Raw genomic sequence first — 17,607 nt, 5'->3', positions numbered from 1 at the left:
GTTCATCTCCTCCTTTCTTGTCTTTATCTTAGCTTTCTTTTTCTTTTTCCATCATGCTCTAGAGTTATATTTTTGGCTAAGACCTGAGATGTATTTTGATATACGGTCGCTGTTGTTGAATGAAAGAAAGCAAATTTATGAGCATGCAGAAAAAATTCAGAATAAATTAAAAACCTTTTAAAGGAAAAGTGTATTATAATCATCTATAGGGGGATTTTTTGGAATCCGGGGGGATTTTATAACATGCAAAGAATACGAACGACAGATAAAGAGAGAATGAAGCAGTTATACTATACAGGAGTGACGGAGGAAAAGCTGCAATATGTATATGAATATCGAAATATCCTGTTTGATCTCGTCGAACCGGTGGTGAATGAGCTGTACGATGATATCAAAAAGGTGGAAGTTTTGCGCGAGCTGATTCAGCAGCATTCGACGTTTGAGAGATTAAAAGAAACACAAAGGCGATATTTGCGCGAATGCTTTGAGGCGACCATTGATGATGGCTATATTCAGAAACGCTACACGATCGGACAAGTCCATTCGCGAATCGGGCTTAGTTTATCTTGGTATTTAGCTACATATACTCGCTATGCTGATATTTTATACAAATATATTTCACAGGTGCTTCCAGAACAAGCGACGACCATTTTGCTGACGATCCAGGCGATTTTTTCATTCGATATGCAGCTGACGCTTGAAGCATACAAGGCTTCGGAAGTGGACAAAGCTGCTCATCCGCTGCGCTGGGAGCTGGAGCGGCTACGGCAAATGAACGGGTTTACCAAAACAGACTTGAAGCATTTGGAGCAGTTTAGCGGCTATATTTCTTTTTGCATTGACAGCATTATCGACCAGTTTGATCATGCTTTTACCTATCGCTTAGGGAGCGAGCCTTATTACAGCTTTATCGCGAAAGACAAGTATTTAGTGTATATTCGCAATTTTTTGCTGCAATTTTTTCAAGAAAAGGTGTATGAAGACCTTGAATCGTATTTTCTAATTATTCGGGATTGGAGCCGCCTGATCATTGAACGGGGATATCCGGAAAGCTTGTTCCATATTGCGGCTGAATCGGTATGCGAAGCGCTAAAAAAAGTATTTCTGACAAAGGAGTATTTGCATGATCGGCATATTGTCCAATATATTCATTCCTTTGAACGATTTTCCAAGTTTACATTGGCGATTATGAGTGAAATTATTCGTCCCTATTTATTTTTGCGCGATTTTGATTTTCTTGATATTTATGCTTATGAGATTAGCACGATTGATTTTGGAAGGCTGACATGGATTGATGATAAAATGCGGCGCCTCTTGCGCACGCTTGGAATTCATGAAGAAAATCCGATTGGCCGAAGATGCTACGAGCTGCTGCACAATCGAACCGTTCCTTGCTCAGGCTGCCCTATTCTGGAGCAGACAGATGAGCCGCTGCTTGTGACACTTCGCAACGATCAAGGGACTAGTTATTATAAAATCCGCTCTTTGCCGCAAACCAAAATTTTTGAGCTTTCGCGTGCGCTTTTGGTGATTCAGGATGTGACAAAAGAATCGAAAGTCATGTTTGACACGCTGGAGCGGCTGCTGCAATTGGCGGAGTATCGCGATGACGATACGAAGAACCATGTTCATCGGATTGGCAGGCTGTCAGGCATGCTCGCTCGTTTAGCTGGCTGTGATGAACAATTTGTTTCCCAGATCGAAATTGCTGCGAAATTTCATGATATTGGCAAGGTGGGCATCCCCGACTATATTTTAAATAAACCCGGCAAGTTGACGAAGGAAGAATGGGAATCAATGAAAACGCATGTTTTAATTGGACATCAGATTTTGGCCAATTTGGACTTGCCGGTGATTCAAATGGCGGCCAACATCGCCCGCACGCATCATGAATGGTGGAATGGCGAAGGATACCCAAACGGTTTAAAGGAAGAAGACATTCCGCTGGAAGGGAGAATTGTGGCCATTGTGGATGTGTTTGATGCTTTGTTATCGAAACGAATTTATAAGGATGCGTTTCCGCCTGAAAAAGTGAAGGAAATTTTATTAGATGGCCGCGGAAAGCAGTTTGATCCGAAGCTGATCGATTTATTTTTGGCGATGTGGAATGAATTTTTAATCGCGAGAGAACGCTTGCAATAAAGCGAACAGCATGCATGTTGTTCGCTTTATTGCTTTTTGAGCAAAGCTATGCCGCAGGTGTTTGCCTTATTTTCATCATAGGGTGAAGCTGTTGGACGATCGGCGGAAGGCGCATTTGTGGACGTGTTTTTTCATCAAAGTCCTTTACCAATACGATATTTTCCGTCTTTCATATGGAAAAAATTTATTGTGCCTTCCTCTACTATTCAACAATATTCGACATTTGTTATGATAAAGGTGATTTTCATCATAGATTAGCTTAAAGGGGATGACACAATGCCGCAAATCAAACGAAGCTTGGCGACTCGACTTTCATTATGGATGGCTGGCACGTTTGTCGCACTTACATTAGTGAATGCTTTCGTATTTTCGTATATTGTCCAGCAGGCGTCGAAACGCACAGTAGGGAGCTATGCTGCTGAACAAGCAAAAAATATTACCGGCATGCTGGATACAGAGAAATATGCGTCATTTTTGCAGCAGCCAGCCGAGAATGATACATATTGGCAGTTAAGAGAGCAATTGAATGATATTCGGGAAAAAATCGGCGCATTGTACGTATATACGTTGCGCGTCGATGGACAAAAACTCTCCATCATGATTGACGGTCAACCGCCAGGCTCTGAGGTGGCATCGGCCATAGGCGATTCTACTTCTTCCACAACGTTAAAAGACATTGATGGAGCGCTAAATGGAAAAACAGATTATACGGATATCGTCCATGATCAACAGTATGGGGATTATTTATCAGCATTTGCGCCGATTATGCATAACGGCAAGATGATTGGAGTGCTTGGTGTTGATTTGCCTGCAAACTATGTGGAGCAAACCATGTCTGCGGTGAAGGAACAAATCCGCGGGCCGTTTCTTCTCGGGTCTGCTGTGGTGGCGATTCTGATTAGCGCAGGAATCTTCCTATATTTGCGCCGCCGCTTCCGGCCGCTCACTCTATTAACAGCTGCATCGGAGCAGATGGCAGCAGGAAAACTGGGAGAAGCGCACCAGAAGATCCTCCAGCTTAGGGACAAAGGAAACGATGAATTGTTTGCTTTAATTCGCTCATTTAAAACGATGGTGGACCAAATGTCTCTTCTGATTGACAAAATCAAGCATAGCAATGATTGGATGGTGCAAGCGTCCAGCGAACTGCAATCGCATGCTGCTTTTACGGAAGAGCAAAATGAAAAAATGGTCAAAACAGCCGGCATTGTTCATTCTTATTCGCAGCAGCAGCTTGAAAGCATGAGGGAATCCAATGCGGCGATTCAAGAAATGGCGACTGGCATCCAGCGCGTCGCTCACTCTTCCTCTTTGCTTGCTGAATCGGCTGAAGAAATGAATCGCGATGTTCAAACAGGGGATCGTCATGTTGATCAAGCGATGCAGCAAATGGAAAGCATGTATGCCAAAATCAAGGAAACCGCGAACTGCATTCAACAATTATCGGAAGGAACAGATGAAATCAGCCATATTCTTGATGTGATTCGCGGTATTTCCGAGCAAACGAATCTTTTAGCGTTGAATGCGAGCATTGAGGCGGCCCGTGCTGGAGAAAGCGGCCGCGGATTTGCGGTGGTGGCCAATGAAGTTCGAAAGCTGGCTGAGCATTCAAAAAGCTCCGTTGATACAATCGGAAAGATGATGGACCGCTTCCGCATAACCACCGAACAAGCCGTTCAGCAGATGGAGCAAGGGGAACAGGAAGCAAACGCAGGCCGCGGCCAAGTGGCGGAAATTCGTTCGATTTTTGCCAACATCGTAACAAACGTGCAGAAAAACACGGATGAAGTTCAAGAATTATCCGCCATTGCTCAGCAGATGTCGGCAGGAACAGAAGAAATTGCCGCCGCCGTAGAGCACACGTTGTCAGCCGCAAGGGAAGTCAGCGGCTCGATCAGCACCATGGTCCAATCGGTCGAGCATCAAGGGCAGCTTGCTAAGCAACTTAGCGAGATGGCGCGCCGCATTCATGGGGTATCGGATGAGCTGCATGAACAGATCCGCCAATTCCGAGGATAAATTTAGCGAAACCCTCGCCCTTTCCTTGGAATCACGCACTTGCGCCCAACAAAATGGCCATTAGCCCCCGACTCAAGCCTAAAGCTTGGGTTGGGGGCTTTTATTAGTTTTGTTGAACAGCTGCCTCTAGCCAATCGCGGTACGTTGTATGGGGATAGAACAGGGTTTTGTTTTTTATTGTCTTTGAGTTGATACGATATTTTAAGAAAATGTAGTGGAGATCTTTAGTATGTAGATCCATATATAGGGCTATTTTCTTAAAATAAACGAAAATAGATTTAATTTCCCCTATTCTCCTTTTCTGTACAAGTGATTAAAATGATATTGTCCCAAATTTAGATGAAAAAGGAGGGATTCAGCTGATTGTTTGATCATTGATTTTTTTCTTTATTTTTTTCAGTTTAGCAACGAATGAGGTGACAACAGATGAGGAAAAGGAAGTCTAAGTGGTATTCATTTATTTCTTATTTGCTTGCTTTTACAATGATGTTTTCAACGCTTGCTCCTTTTGTTCAAGCGGAGGAGAATGCGCCTCCAGCAGTGAACGCTTCTCCGACAGAAGCTCCAGAGAATGGTGAAGCGCCAATTTCCAATAATGAAGGGTCTTCGTCGTCTCCTTCCGCAAACGTCGAACAGGGGGATTCCATCCCTGCTTCTGATGCTGCTAATGAAACGTCAGAAGCAGGGTCTCCAAGCTTTTCGAATGATAACCAAAATATCGTCTCTGCCAATGATCCTTATCCGAAAGAAAAGGAAATCCCAGCTCTCCGGACGGAAACAGCGAAGGTCTATGAAAACTCGGATGGAACGTATACCGCAGAAGTATTTGCAGAGCCGATTCACTTTAAGAAAAACGGCCAATGGGTAGATATTGATAACACACTGGTTGAAAACTCACAGCAGGAATTCGAAAACAAAGCGAATCAATTTAAGGTGAAATTTTCTAAAAAACCGAAACAAAATCGCCGAGCAAGATTGTTTACGTATGAAATCGCTGGCCATCAAGTGGCGGTAGAGCTATCGGATGATGACGCTTCAGCAACAAAAGTATTCAGGGGAATCAAGGATGTAGCGGGAACACTCCAAAAGGATCGCATCCAATATAAGCAGATCTATCCTGGAGTGACTTTTGATTATACTTTAGACGGAACAAAGGTTAAGGAAAATATTATTCTCGATTCCTATCAAGGCAATAACCGTTTTACATTTCATATTAAAGCTCAAGGGCTAAAGGCTGAGAAGCAAGCGTCTGGTATCATCGAATTCACAGACGCCAAAACAGGAGAATTTTTATTTTATATCCAGCGCCCATACATGTACGATTCATCAAAAGAAGGAAACGTGTCAGAACAAGTCACCCAAGAGGTGACACCTGTCGACGATGGATTTATTCTCACTGTCACAGCAGATGAAGCGTATTTAAAAGATCCGAAGCGCGTATATCCCGTCGTCATTGACCCTTGGATCGACGTGTTCCAAGCGCAGGATACGTACATTGCGAGCGGATCTTCCACTGGCTATCATAACACTGATAAATTATTGGTCGGATATGACCAAACAATAGGGAAGACGCGTTCTTTATTAAAATGGACCCTTCCTGTTATCCCAAATGGAGAGGTCGCAGGAGCTTCCGTTGGTCTTTATCAATACACTTCAAATGCAAATGTTCCGATTTATCTTCATCGAGTGACAAGCTCTTATAATACGACGACGGTCACCTGGGCTTCCCAACCAAGCTTCTCAGCGACAGCTGAAGACTCCCAAAATTCGACAAGTACAGGATATGTGTACTTTAATGTATCGAACTTAGTGAAGAGTTGGTATGATGGCACGCAATCCAATAACGGGATACTCGTCAAGTATGCGGATAGTCAAGAAGGAACTGCTAAAACCAAATATTTCCGTGCAACAGAGTGGGTAAATCCGGATGGTTCGCCATTTGGTAAACCGAAGCTTGTGGTCAGCTTTCGTCCTAAAGAACTGCTTGGGATCACCGATTATTGGACGTACACACCTGATTTATTCCAAGGAGAAGGAACCGCCGTTGTGAATGTGATCAACGGAAATATGGTATATGAGATTAACCTTCTATCATTACCGGGAAAGACGGATGCATTTCATTTAAATTTAGTGTATAACAGCCGTTCTAACTATTCCGGATCTTATGGAAAAGGTTGGATGTTTAGCGCCCAACAAAGCCTTTATATTAATCCAGATAAATCTATTATTGAATATCGGGATGATAAAGGAACTCGCTATCACTTTGCGAAGCAGCAACATGATACGTCTGATACGTATTCAGCACCAGAAGGGACGTATTTAGAGTTAACAAGCGATGCCAATGGATACTACATCAAGCGTCCAGATGAAACGACCTTGTACTTTGATCAGTCAGGAAGAAACACGAAAATTGTGGATGAAAAAGGAAATGCGATTATTTATGAATTTGATGGAAGTTCCAATCGTGTCATAAAAATAAAAGAACAGTATAAAAACGAACCGCCAACACGAGAAGTTTCATTGAGCTATAACGCTAACGGATTGCTGGAAAAAGTGGTTGATTTTCGTGGTACGCAGATGGTGCTTACCTATGAAACAGTTAACGGCACCAATCGCTTAACCAATATTATTTACGGCTATAATCGAACAGAAAAGAAAACCATTGCTTTTGATTACAATGCCAATCATCAGCTTATTGGCATTACAGACGCGAACGGAAACCGAGGCGAAATTCAATACGACTCATCCAATCGGGTAACGAAGCTTATTGACCCTCGCTCTACTACTATTTACTCAGAACTATCGTACCCGAGTGCCACGGAAACTATTTTTACCGATGCGCGAGGCAATAAAACGTATTATAAAAATAATTCTGATCAAGATAAAGCGACCGTCAATGTGACACAAATTACCGAAGACTATCAAGGAACTGCTCCGGCAACGACCATCTATGAATGGGAAAAGAACCGAATAGTAAAAGTGATGGAGCCTAATAAAAATACAGGTGATCCAGATCCTTCCGTAACGCATCAGGCTCAATATGATGAGAAAGGAAATCTTAAAGAAGCTTCATCGCCAAACAATTTGCAAGTAACAAATGATTATGATGACAAAGCAAATCTGATCAAGGAGCAATTTAGCAACGGCTCTTATGGTCAATATGTGTATGATGAGCAAAGCAATTTAATTTTTTCTACTAATAACTATGTATTGACTGACTACAATACGTATGATCGGTTCGGAAATGTGCTTAGTACGGCATCGCCGACACGAGTCACCCATAATCGTTTGCCAAACTCGAGTTTTGAGTACGTTGACACCAGCGGTTACCCATTAAATTGGAGAAGGTATACGGCTGGGCAGTACGCTCGGAGCAGCGATCATGCCGCTGGCAAGTATTCGGCTAAAATCACGCTGACTGGCAGCGAAAGCGGCGGCTACTATTCGCAGATCATCCCCGTTCAAGCAGATGAAGGCGATAAAAATTACACGATCGCAGGATATGTCAAAACGCAAAGTGTAACTGGAACCGGCGCCCAATTCCGAATTTATCCGCTCGATGCCAGCCAGCAAAATATCAAGGATAGCTCAGGACAATCCATTGTGTTTCTTTCTTCAGCATTAACGGGAACGAATGATTGGACGCGTCTGTCTGATTACGTTCAGCTCCCCGCAAATACAGCGTATGTTCGTGTCGATTTGCTGTTTAAAGGGGCTGGCACCGTCTATTTTGATGCCGTACAGTTTTTATATGGCGCGATTCTTGATGATTATTACAGCAATGAAAACGCCGGCTTTGAATGGGGAACAGGCACTGTAGCCGATACATGGGAGCTAAACAGCCTTGGAGCGAATGATGGAAGAACGACAGAAAGGGTTCGGCGCGGCAGCTATTCTCTGAAAATCAATGGTGCAGCGAATACGTCTCGATATGTGGGGCAATATGTAGAGGTTTCAGGAACAAAAGGAACGCCGATCACCATTTCTGGTTGGGCCTACACAACTGGGGCCAATGCTTCCGGTGGGTTTTTTGGATTGCGGCTTCGTTTTGTAAAGCTTGATGGCACTTCCACTGCTGTGGATATTCCATTTGATTCATCCGAACGTCTCAGCAACCAATGGCAATTTGTAAAGAAGACCGTGCGCGCGGATGTCGATTTTACGCAAATGAAAGTTTATGCTATGTATGAAAATCAGACAGGCACGGTTTATTTTGATAATATGAAGGTGGAAGAACGTGCTGCAACGGCGTCCCAAACCTATACGAGCGACGGCAGCTTGGTCCAAACGGAAACAGATGAATTAGGCCGTACAACATCATACAATTATGATGCCAACGGAAATCAAACGGCATCGATTCTTCCAAGCGGAAAAAAGACCAACTACCAATACGATTATTTAGATCGTCTCAAAAGCGTTACATTGGTCGCAAGTTCTGATACGGACCCGAACAACATTACCACATCCTATGAGTATGATGCACAAGGAAATGTGAAAAAACGAATCGACCCGCGCGGGTATGTGACATCGTTTGAATATAATGCGATTAATCAGATAAATGTAGAAACCGATCCGTTAGGCAAGTTTATCCGTTATGATTATGATCAGGCAGGGAATGTCAAGCTTATTGAAAAAGGAAAAGGTGCGACGGCACTTTCTTCAATTGGCTTGATCTATGACCGAAAAAACCAGCTGCAGGAAAAATGGATCAATGGGCAAAAGGCGTATACGTACAGCTATGACCGTACAGGAAACGTCAAAGCGATTACGCTCGCAGACGGAAAAACCTATTCCTTTAGTTATGACGAAAACAGCCGGTTACAAACGGCACAAGAACCAGGCGGATATACAGTGGAGAATGTGTATGACAATACGGCCGGCAGTTTGACGAATGGGATGCGGACGTCCTACAAGGAAACGGTTGGGGGAGCGACATACACGACTTCGTTTGGATATGATATTTTACGGCGGCTGACATCTTTGACCGCGTCAACAGGTCAAAAAACGGAATTCTACTATAATGAAAGCGGACAGCCTGCTCGAATCAAATGGGCGAATACGACCGTGCATCAATCGTATGATGATTCGGGAAATTTACAAACCCAGCAGATCATCGGCAATGACTTGCTTAAACTGGTGTACGAATACGACGCCGATGACAACATTGTCAGCTACTTCGACGGCACCCATACACATACGTACACGTACGATTTCGCCAACCGTTTGAAGTCATGGACGTATCAAGGCAATACGGTTCAATACGACTATGACGCGTCCGGGAACTTGAAAAATCCGCACGGCAAGACGTTGACGTTTAATGCGGCCAACGAAATCGAAGGGTTCACATATGATGACGCCGGCAATCTTCTCGAGGACGACCGCTACCAATACACATGGGACGGAGAAGGACGCCTGCTTTCAGTCAAAGACGTAAACGGCAACGAGGTCGCCAGCTTCACGTATCGTCCAGATGGACTGAGAGAAACGAAAACGGTGAATGGCGTGACGTACCATTATCACTATGACGGCTCGGACTTAATCCGCGTCACAGATGACAGCGGCCAAACCGTATGGGCGTTCACATGGGCGAATGGAAAGCCAAACACGGTCACAAACCAAAACGGTAACACGTTCTACTATGTGACGAACTACCGCGGCGATGTCGTCGGCATTGTCGATGGAAATGGAACGACGGTCGCGAATTATAGCTATGATCCATGGGGCAAAGTGCTTTCAGTTTCGGAAAATGCGGCCGTGGCTGGACAACCGCTAGGATATGCAGGATATTATTATGATAGGGAAACGAAGCTGTACTACTTGCAAGTGCGGTATTATGATCCGGAGACGGCGAGGTTTATCTCAAGAGATCCAGATCCGGGAGACAAAGACGATCCGATCACTCAAAATGCGTATACGTATGCGAATGACAATCCGGTGATGCTGGTGGATCCGGATGGGAATCGTGGATTAACCACATTGTATCGGACTGTTGCAGGTGCTCTCACATATGTTATGGTCAGCGGGGCAGTAGCAAAGAGTTTAGTTAAAAAAGCGGTAGGGAAAGTAGCAAAGAAGGTTTTACGTAAGGGTACGGGTAAAATAAGTGCAAAAGATATTGTTTTTAGCGATAAATTTAAAAAGTCAAAATATAAAAATCAAGTTGCTAAACGTGGATGGACTAAAGAAAGTATAGCCAAAACAATAAACAATCCGTACAAAATAACTAAAGCGGTAAACAAATATACAGGAAACTCAGTAACTGTTTACTATAAAGATAAGAGACATTATGTAGCAGTAGATGATGGTACAGGAAAGGTAATACAAGTTTCCGATTTGAATGACCCATACTGGGTATTTGATCCTAAATTTTCGAAATAGGTGGGTGATACAGTGACTGTAAAAAAAGATGGCAAAATTAACGAGATAGTCTATGAATATACCACATATCACAGTGGAAAATATAGACTTTATCCAACAATTACACATTTGAAAATTATGTTAGAAAAAATTATTGAATCCAATACAACGACAGAATATTTAAGAATTAATCCGTTCTATAGAAATGGAAAGGTTGATATGCAAATCGAATTTGATGAATATATGTTTTATTTAGAATGCAGGGAACAGTTTGATGAAAAAGAACAAGAAGAACATATTTTAGACTGTCTGGATACAGACGATCAAATTGTGACTGCTGAGCAATTTGAGATGGGAAAAATCCTTTATCCATTATGCCAACACAATGATGTAGAGAGTTTTAAGTTATCATTAGAAAAATATCGTGATTATTTAGATACGCTTTTACCGAGGTTATTTGATATTGCTAAAAGAAAAATGCAATTAAAAGACGAAGATTTAGCTTTTGGATATTTTTGTTTTGAAGTTCATAGTGAATAAGAATCGAACCTTGATTGGCTATATGCCTTTCAAGGTTTCTTTTTACAATGACTATATGGGGAGTATTTCTATCTAATGTTATCTTTTATTTAAACTCATGATGCTAGTTGAGCCTTAGAACTTAACTATCTCAAGTATAACTTAGATTAGGGGGCCAGGCACGTGTTGAAAAAATCAAAGTGTTTACGTATGATGACGCCGGGAACCTCCTTAAGGACGACCGCTACCAATACACATGGGACGGAGAAGGACGCCTGCTTTCAGTCAAAGACGTAAACGGCAACACGGTCGCCAGCTTCACGTATCGCCCAGATGGACTGAGAGAAACGAAAACGGTCAATGGCGTGACGTACCATTATCACTATGACGGTTCGGACTTAATCCGCGTCACGAATGACAACGGCCAAACCGTATGGGCGTTTACATGGGCGAATGGCAAGCCAAACACGGTGACGAGTGGGAATGGCGATACATTCTACTACGTCACGAACTACCGCGGCGATGTCGTCCGCATTGTTGATGAGAACGGTGCGACGGTCGCGAATTACAGCTATGATCCATGGGGAAAAGTGCTTTCGGTTTCGGAAAATGCGGCCGTGGCTGGACAACCGCTAGGGTATGCAGGATACTATTATGATAGAGAAACAAAGCTGTACTACTTGCAAGCGCGGTATTACGATCCGGAGACGGCGAGGTTTATCTCAAGAGATCCAGATCCGGGAGACAAAGACGATCCGATCACTCAAAATGCGTATACGTATGCGAATGATAATCCGGTGATGCTGGTGGATCCGGATGGGAATCGTGGATTAACCACATTGTATCGGACTGTTGCAGGTGCTCTCACATATGTTATGGTCAGCGGGGCAGTAGCAAAGAGCTTAGTTAAAAAAGCGGTAGGGAAAGTAGCAAAGAAGGTTTTACGTAAGGGGAGTAGTAAAACTGTAGATGATTTGATTAAAAGCGCAACACGTGGAAGAGCGACTAAGGGTAGAACTTCTCAATATAACTTATCTGGAGGGTTTGGTAAAGCATTAAAAGACTTTGAGTCATTGCAACCAAATATCATCAAGAATACTCCAGATTTAAAAGTTGGTAAATTACCAGATGGAAGAACAGTCATAGTAAGAAAGAAAAGTACTGATGGGCGTCCAACCATTGAAATTCAAGACGGAAAAAAGAAAATTAAGTTTCGCTATTAATTGTAATAGGAGCATTCCTGTTAGAAAGGTTTTCGGGGACTTGAAAGAAAAAAGCCCCCTTGGTATGATGCGGGGGTACACCAAACACCAACATCAACCAAGGAGGGACTACAAGATGAATGGTACACAAAATCAAAAAATTGAACAAGTGACGGAACAAACTTTAGTGATTGGAATGGATATTGCCAAACACAAACACTACGCAACGATGGTCGACGAACGGGGAAGAGAGCTGAAAAAGCCGTTTCCTGTGTTTCAATCGCGAATCGGATTCGAACAATTCTACGTGTCGATTGAAGAAGCAAAAAGAGAAGTTGGCAAGACGGAGATCCTCGTCGGTATTGAACCGACCGGTCATTATTGGTTGAACCTCGCCTATTTCCTCAAGGAAAAAGGGATCCCCATTGGTGATGGTCAACCCGATGCACGTCAAACGGTCGAAAGAGCTCGACGACAACTTGCCAACGAAGCATGACGCGAAAGACGCTCGAATCATGGCGAAGCTGGTCAAAGATGGGCGGTTTCATTATCCACGCATCCTCCATGATGTGGAGGCAGAATTACGAGCAGGAAGCACGTTTCGAGAGTCGCTACTCAAGGAACGGAATGCGATCCACAATCAAATGATTCGCTGGCTTGATCGGTATTTCCCTGAGTTTGTACAAGTGTTTCCGTCATTCGGAAAAATGGCATTGGCGGTCTTAGAACAAACTCCGTTTCCGATGGACATCGTCGATCAGACAGTCGAAGAGCTCATGGCGCTGTATCGGCAAAGTGAAGGGCTTCAATGCCCTCAAAAACCGAAACTTCAAAAGCTGGTAGAGATCTCTCGCCATTCCATTGGCCTAACGGAAGGACAACAGATGGCCCGTATCGAAATCACCACGTTGGTCCGCCGATATCGCCAATTGGAACAGGAGATCGCAGCGCTAACCGAAGAGTGGATCGCCCTTGCGCAACCGACCGTCGAATACGAATGGCTCCAAACGATTCCGGGACTCGGAAAGGCGACGATCATGGAACTGTTGTCGGAAATCGGAGGCTTTGTTCAGTACCAAGATCCGCAGCAATTGATTCAATTAGCAGGTTTGACGTTGAAAGAACACTCGTCTGGACAACACAAGGGACAGAAGCGAATCTCGAAGCGAGGGCGGAAACGGTTGCGCGCCCTTCTCTTTCAGGTGATGATGCCATTGATTCGCCATAACGAAGCGTTCCGGACCTTGCACGATTACTATACGACACGCCCCGTTAACCCGTTGCGTAAGAAGCAATCGATCGTGGTGTTATGCAGTAAGCTATTGAAGGTTCTATACGCGGTTTGCGTGAAACAACAAGCGTTTGATGGGGAACGAATGATGCAAGATATCTTTTCCCCATCCCAAGCCCAGGCAGTCTAGAGCCGCCTCCTTTGACAAAAAGAGGGTTCTGCACAACCAGATGACACGGAGAAGCTGGCACGATTTCATCCATTCGACTTTGAGTCCCTATAGGAGCTTAGCCGGCCCCTGCCTGGTGAAGAGACCGAACGAAGGAATGTCGGCACAAGGATGCCCAGAGACATGGGAGGGTTCGTCCTCATCAGAAACGCAGAGATCCAAGGTGCATCACATACACATCCACCCACTTCAGTAAAAAATGTCCAGAAGTGACCGTGAAGCGCACCACAGACTGTTAGATATCAACAAAAATGAAAATATGTGTATGGATTTTTGTCGAAAAAAATTTTTTTGGCACCTCTGAAACGGCTACAACCGTTGATATATAAACATTTCTAGAGGGAGGAAGAGTATTGGAACATTGGGAAAGATGGATACCAATAAATGGATTACCTTCAAAATTACACAATGATACTTTTGTTGATAATAAAGAAGGTATAATATTAGAGTTCAGCGATGAAAAAGATAAAAAGAAAATTGTAGTTAAGTTTGAAGAGGGGGTATTATCCTATAGAAATACAGATGAAGGCTCACTATTGAAAAAACTAAATTATTTAGACCAACAATACGGTACAGATTTTTATAGCAATTGGACTTTATTCAAAGTCAAAAACTCTGAGTATATAAAATGGTTTCTTGAAGAAAGTTCAGGTATTTATGAGCCAAATCAATTAGAGCATTATGTGTTTTTAACACCAAATGACGTAATTGAAATACTAGCAACATACACTCCAAGTATTGTTGTAAAATAACATCTAAAATTAAGATTATTGCCCTCTTTTAATAAATCCTAAGGGACTTTTTATGTGGGGAGGGAGTGCCGAATAGCTCCCTCTTTAATCGTTGTATAGCGATACTCCTTATAATCCGTAGATAGAAGTTTGTCAAATTATTTAGACGTACAACAACTTTAAAACTTATTTCCTAATTTAATACGTTTCACCTTTTGTAAATAACCTAAAAATCATCAGGCACTATTAGTCCTATCCTCAAATACTTTACCTTCACTTCCCCTGTCTTTTAAATTTTTTCGCAACTTTCCGTCTCTTATGGTGTTATGTCAAGAAAATGGACACGTTAACCAGAGAGAAATAGCTGAACTTAGGCAGCTACTTTTCTCTGGTTAGCGTAGTAAGCAGCCTCAAATTCACATGGCGATACATATTCAAGAGCGGAATGACTCCTTTTTCGGTTGTAGAAGCATTCGATGTACTCAAAAATGGTTTGTTTCGCTTCTTTTCGCGTACGGAATCGATTGGGATCAATGCATTCTTTCTTGATTAAGCTATGAAACGACTCCATACAAGCGTTGTCGTAACCGTTCCTACGTCTCGACATACTGACTTGAAAATGATGCTCTTGTAACAGTTGTTGATCATCATTCGACGCATACTGGCTTCCACGATCCGAGTGGTGAATCACTCTTCCTGTTGGTTTCTCGTTGTTTAACGCTCGTTGTAAGGCTTTGATGACGAACTCTTTGGTCATTCGTGTATCGATATACCATCCTACAATCTTACGAGTATATCAATCCATGATACTCGCTAAATACAACCAGCCTTCATCGGTAGGAATGTACGTGATATCGGCCATCCATCCTTCATTCGGAGCCGTTGCTTGGAAGGTTTGTTTCAATAAATTGTCCTATACGTTGTAAGGATGGTGACTGTTCGTAGTGGCTTTGCATTTACGGACGGTAATGGATTTCAAGCCTTCTTCGTTCATGATGCGAGCGACTGTCTTTTGAGACACACAAATCCCTTGTTTGCGTAGTTCTTGTGTCATTTTCGGACTTCCGTAAATCTTGCGTGACTTGAGATACTCATTCCGAATCTGTTGGGTCAGTTGTTCTTTTTTCTCTTTTTGGTTGCTTTTTGGGCGTTTCAACCATGCATAATACTCACTTTTAGAAACACAGAGAACTTGGCATATCTTCACCACGCGAAATTCATTTCGATGTTGAAAAATGAACGCGTAAATGACTTCTGGTTTCTGGTGAAGATGCCTAACGCCTTTTTTAAAATCACTAATTCCTCTTCCAGCTTAGAGTCTTCAAATAGCCAAGTTGAAACGATTTCACCCCATTTTTCTTCATACATCATACCTTTTTTCTGTGGGCTTTTTTGTTCAGGTAGTTGATCTTCGTCTGCATATTTTTTAGCCGTTCTCCAATTGATTTTTAGTGTACGCTGTATTTCAGAAATAGAAAGACCTTTGTTGTTTCTTAAGAATTTGATACAATGAATTTCAGACATTGCTAGCATCCTTTCTAAACCTCCACTATGAATTGATTCGACACCAATTACAGTAGAGGGACTTGGGATGGCTGGCAAGTCTTTTTTTATTTAGTCATAAAGTGCAGTTCTCTGCATTTTTTCTTTGCAAAGCTCTGCACTTTTATTTTGCAATAAACAGGTAGTCAAAGAGATTGCAAAGTTTGCTATAAAGCAGGCTGTTAGAAATCCTAAAAACCTAAGGATAGTTGTAGAAAAAATAAGAAGCTTTACAAGGCAAAAATATATAAAAAAGCTCTAGACCAGTTAGGCTTAGAAGTACAATCTAATTTAAAAGGAGGATATATTCTTAAAATAATGGCAAACAGGAAGCGTATACTCTCTATTGACTACCATGGTTTAAATATCTTTAAAGGTACTGGTAAGTATAAAGGTAAGCACACTAGACATATCCCTATACTGCATATGCATTTAGGAGGAAGCGAGACTCATTATATATTTAAATCGTTTGTACCTGACGAACTAAAGATTAAGCCTTTTGCTAAAAATAATCCTAGATATATATTCATTTCAGAATTTATTTTTTAAGGGGAGATTTTTATTGAAACATATTAAAACATTTTTATTAACACAATTAGATGAGAATCCTTATGTAGAATTTTCAACAGGTATAAATGTTAATAAACTTCCATTTATTGTAGAGGAAATTACCTTTGATGATAAGATTTCTTTTGACGATGTCAGTTCTGTTATTCAGGGAAAAAAACTAATAATCCCCTATTTTTCGTTATCATCTTTAAATAAAGAGTTAAAAAAATACAAATGTATTATAAAAAAAAATATGAAAATAGCTGTGATTGAAGATTTTGAGTTCAACTTAGATATATTCTATTTGTTGAATGAAATAGAGTATACTAATGTTTATTTTATTGCTGATTTTTTTGATGAAATGGAGATATTATTTGGTGTTATGTCAAGAAAACGGACACGTTAAACAGAGAGAAATAGCTGAACTTAGGCAGCTACTTTTCTCTGATTAGCGTAGTAAGCAGCCTCAAATTCATATGGCGATACATAGCCAAGAGCTGAATGAATTCTTTTGCGATTGTAGAAGCATTCGATGTACTCAAAAATGGCTTGTTTCGCTTCTTTCCGCGTGCGGAATCGATTCAGATAAATGCACTCTTTCTTGATTAGGCTATGAAACGACTCCATACAAGCGTTGTCGTAACAGTTCCCACGTCTCGACATGCTCACTTGAAAATGATGTTCCTGTAAAAGTTGCTGATAGTCATTCGAAGCATATTGGCTCCCACGATCCGAATGATGAATCACTCGTTCCGTTGGTTTTTCGCTGTTTAGAGCTCGTTGTAACGCTTTGATGACTAACTCTTTCGTCATTCGTGTATCGATATACCATCCTACCATCTTGCGAGTATATAAATCCATGATACTGGCTAAATACAACCAGCCTTCATCGGTAGAAATGTACGTAATATCTGCCATCCATACTTCATTCGGAGCCGTTGCTTGGAAGTTTTGTTTCAATAGATTGTCATATACGTTGTAAGGATGGTTACTGTTCGTAGTGGCTTTGAATTTACGGACGGTAATGGATCTCAAGCCTTCTTCCCTCATGATGCGAGCGACCGTCTTTTGAGACACTCGAATCCC

The 17,607-nt window shown here is 42.1% G+C and carries 8 protein-coding genes and 2 pseudogenes; 8 read left to right on the top strand and 2 right to left on the bottom strand.

The annotated features are described in order from the left end of the window. The first annotated feature begins 243 nt into the window (after positions 1 to 243). The 7 genes and pseudogenes from B6A27_RS02300 (at position 244) to B6A27_RS02270 (ending at position 14,451) form a co-directional block, all read left to right on the top strand. Positions 244 to 2,142, top strand: coding sequence for a protoglobin domain-containing protein (locus tag B6A27_RS02300; protein ID WP_080859947.1), 1,899 nt, complete (start codon positions 244 to 246; stop codon positions 2,140 to 2,142). Positions 2,143 to 2,418: 276 nt separating this feature from the next. Beyond that, on the top strand, positions 2,419 to 4,161 hold the full coding sequence (locus B6A27_RS02295; protein WP_080859945.1) for a methyl-accepting chemotaxis protein: 1,743 nt from the start codon (positions 2,419 to 2,421) through the stop codon (positions 4,159 to 4,161). Positions 4,162 to 4,587: 426 nt separating this feature from the next. Then, a complete protein-coding gene (locus B6A27_RS02290; protein ID WP_080859943.1) occupies positions 4,588 to 10,539 on the top strand; it encodes a DNRLRE domain-containing protein in 5,952 nt (1,983 codons plus the stop codon). Between the two features lie 12 nt (positions 10,540 to 10,551). Further along, complete coding sequence (locus B6A27_RS02285) at positions 10,552 to 11,058, top strand: hypothetical protein (protein ID WP_080859940.1); 507 nt, start codon at positions 10,552 to 10,554, stop codon at positions 11,056 to 11,058. A 179-nt stretch (positions 11,059 to 11,237) separates the two neighbouring features. Further along, positions 11,238 to 12,260: an RHS repeat-associated core domain-containing protein gene (locus B6A27_RS02280; protein ID WP_161491021.1), complete on the top strand. Its 1,023-nt coding sequence runs from the start codon at positions 11,238 to 11,240 to the stop codon at positions 12,258 to 12,260. 115 nt (positions 12,261 to 12,375) lie between these two features. Beyond that, positions 12,376 to 13,660, top strand: a pseudogene (locus B6A27_RS02275) (IS110 family RNA-guided transposase). Between the two features lie 392 nt (positions 13,661 to 14,052). After that, complete coding sequence (locus B6A27_RS02270; RefSeq protein ID WP_066146847.1) at positions 14,053 to 14,451, top strand: hypothetical protein; 399 nt, start codon at positions 14,053 to 14,055, stop codon at positions 14,449 to 14,451. 349 nt (positions 14,452 to 14,800) lie between these two features. Here the strand turns inward: B6A27_RS02270 and B6A27_RS19475 are convergent. Next, positions 14,801 to 15,963, bottom strand: a pseudogene (locus B6A27_RS19475) (IS3 family transposase). A gap of 571 nt (positions 15,964 to 16,534) precedes the next feature. Between B6A27_RS19475 and B6A27_RS02245 the strand changes: the two are divergent. Further along, the gene (locus tag B6A27_RS02245) at positions 16,535 to 16,927 is read left to right on the top strand and encodes a hypothetical protein (protein WP_080859931.1); all 393 of its coding nucleotides are present in this window, start codon (positions 16,535 to 16,537) and stop codon (positions 16,925 to 16,927) included. A gap of 20 nt (positions 16,928 to 16,947) precedes the next feature. On the opposite strand, the gene B6A27_RS02240 is transcribed toward B6A27_RS02245, so the two are convergent. Beyond that, positions 16,948 to 17,607 (bottom strand): IS3 family transposase (locus tag B6A27_RS02240; RefSeq protein ID WP_139788048.1); only part of this gene is annotated, 660 nt, incomplete at its 5' end.

The organism is Anoxybacillus sp. UARK-01 (genome assembly GCF_002075365.1).
In the GTDB taxonomy this organism is placed as follows: domain Bacteria; phylum Bacillota; class Bacilli; order Bacillales; family Anoxybacillaceae; genus Anoxybacteroides; species Anoxybacteroides rupiense.
Note: the sequence above shows the minus strand (reverse complement) of the source record. Positions and strands in the feature narration are given on the sequence as shown.